This window comes from Roseicyclus sp. (assembly GCF_052168335.1).
In the GTDB taxonomy this organism is placed as follows: domain Bacteria; phylum Pseudomonadota; class Alphaproteobacteria; order Rhodobacterales; family Rhodobacteraceae; genus Roseibacterium.
Genome location: NZ_JBQLZP010000256.1, coordinates 1 through 2,127 on the forward strand (window position 1 = coordinate 1; position 2,127 = coordinate 2,127).

At 67.8% G+C, this 2,127-nt stretch carries 3 protein-coding genes; all 3 read left to right on the plus strand.

The features are described from left to right. Window positions 1–414 (plus strand): Na+/H+ antiporter subunit B (locus tag ACTS11_RS07860; RefSeq protein ID WP_442639772.1); only part of this gene is annotated, 414 nt, incomplete at its 5' end. Next, complete coding sequence (locus tag ACTS11_RS07865; RefSeq protein WP_442639773.1) at window positions 414–779, plus strand: Na+/H+ antiporter subunit C; 366 nt, start codon at window positions 414–416, stop codon at window positions 777–779. The genes ACTS11_RS07860 and ACTS11_RS07865, both read left to right, overlap by 1 nt. Then, a partial coding sequence (locus ACTS11_RS07870; protein ID WP_442639774.1) for a Na+/H+ antiporter subunit D occupies window positions 776–2,127 on the plus strand: 1,352 nt, incomplete at its 3' end. The genes ACTS11_RS07865 and ACTS11_RS07870, both read left to right, overlap by 4 nt.

Sequence of the window (2,127 nt, forward strand, 5' to 3'; positions counted from 1 at the left end):
CTCACGGCGGCGACGCGGCTTCTGGTGTCGCTCCTGCTGCTCTTCTCGGTCTTCATGCTGCTGCGCGGTCACAACCTGCCCGGCGGCGGCTTCATCGGCGGGCTGATCGGGGCGACGGGCTTCGTGCTCTACGCCATCGCGCTCGGTGCGGACGCGACCCGCGAGGCGCTGCGCTACGAGCCGCAGAACATCGCCATGATCGGCCTCGGCATCGCGCTGGCGGCCGGGGTCTACGCGGTGTTCTTCGGCGACGCCTTCTTCACCGGCCAGTGGTGGTTCGCGGGCGCCGACCCGTCCGACCCCGACGACAAGGGCCTGCCGATCTCGAGCGTTCTCGTCTTCGACATCGGCGTCTACCTCGTCGTCTTCGGTTCGATCCTCACGCTTGTTCTCGCCCTCGAGGAGGAAGTCTGATGGAGCTTCTCGTCGCCGTCATGGTCGGCGTCCTCGTCGCCGCATCGGTCCACCTGATGCTGGCGCGGAACGTCCTGCGCTTCATCTTCGGGCTGATCCTCATCTCGAACGCGGCCAACCTGACGATCTTCGTCTCGGGCCGGCTGACGCCGCAGGCTCCGCCGCTGATCCCGGAAGGGGCCGATGCCCCGCTCGTCACGGTCGCCAACGCGCTGCCGCAGGCGCTGGTGCTGACCGCCATCGTGATCGGCTTCGGCCTCTTCGCCTTCGCGCTGACGCTGGTCTACCGGACCTATCAGAACCTCGGCACGCTCAACTCCGACGAGATGCGTCTCGCCGAACCGGAAGGGGAGAACGGCAAGTGAGCTGGATCCTTGCAAGCCCCATCATCATCCCCTTCGCCACGGCGGTCCTGGCCTTCCTGTTCCGGCGGGGGCCCGAGGGGCGCTGGCTCTCGGTCGTCGGTTCGGCGGCGCTGCTCCTGTCCTCGGGCATCCTCATGGCCGAGGTGCTGCGCGAGGGCGTGATCGCGGCGCAGATGGGCCAGTGGGCCGCGCCCTTCGGCATCACGCTGGTCGCGGACCTCCTGTCCGCCGTCATGGTCGTGATCACCGGGATCACCGGCCTCGCCGTCTCGGTCTACGCGCTCGCCGACGTGGACGAGCGGAAGGAGGCGCTGGGCTACCACGCGCTCTTCCAGGTGCTGCTCGCGGGTGTCTGCGGCGCGTTCCTGACGGGCGACCTCTTCAACCTCTACGTCTGGTTCGAGGTGATGCTGATCGCCTCCTTCGGGCTGCTCGTTCTCGGCGGCGCGAAGGAGCAGCTCGACGGCGGGATCAAGTACGTGACGCTGAACCTCGTCTCGACGATCCTCTTCCTCGCGGGGACGGGGATGCTCTACGGCATGACGGGCACGCTGAACATGGCGGACCTGCACGGCGCGGTGCAGGAGGTGGAGAACCCCGGCCTCCTCGTCGTCATCGCCATCATGTTCATGATCGCCTTCGGCGTGAAGGCGGCGGTCTTCCCGCTGTTCTTCTGGCTGCCCGCCTCCTACCACACGCCGGCCTTCTCGGTCTCCGCGATCTTCGCGGGGCTGCTGACCAAGGTGGGGGTCTACGCGCTGATCCGGATGTTCACGCTCGTCTTCACGACGGACGTGGCCTACACGCACACGATCCTCCTCTGGGTCGCGGGCTTCACGATGGTCACGGGGGTTCTCGGCGCGGCGGCGATGAACGACTTCCGCCGCATCCTGTCGTTCCACATCGTCAGCCAGATCGGCTACATGATCCTCGGCCTCGCGCTCTACACGCCGCTGGCGATCGTGGGGGCGGTGTTCTACCTCGTCCACCACATCATCGTGAAGGCCAACCTGTTCCTCGTGGCGGGCGTGGCCAAGCGCATCGCGGGCTCGACAGACCTCGCCGCGATCGGGGGCATGTACCGCTTCGCGCCGCTCCTCGGGCTCCTCTTCCTGATCCCGGCCTTCTCGCTCGCGGGCTTCCCGCCGCTCTCGGGCTTCTGGGCCAAGTATGTGCTGGTGAAGGCCTCGCTCGACGCCGAGGCGTGGTGGATCGCGGGCGTCGCGCTGGTGGTGGGCCTGCTTACCATCTACTCGATGACGAAGATCTGGGGCTACGCCTTCTGGAAGCCGCACCCGGCCGGGGTGGAGCCGCGTCTGACGGCCCTCACGCCGCGCGACCGGGCGGC

Bases quoted from the DNA above. Each gene is read 5' to 3' on its own strand.
- ACTS11_RS07865 (WP_442639773.1), top strand. From the start codon at position 414: ATGGAGCTTCTCGTCGCCGTCATGGTCGGCGTCCTCGTCGCCGCATCG.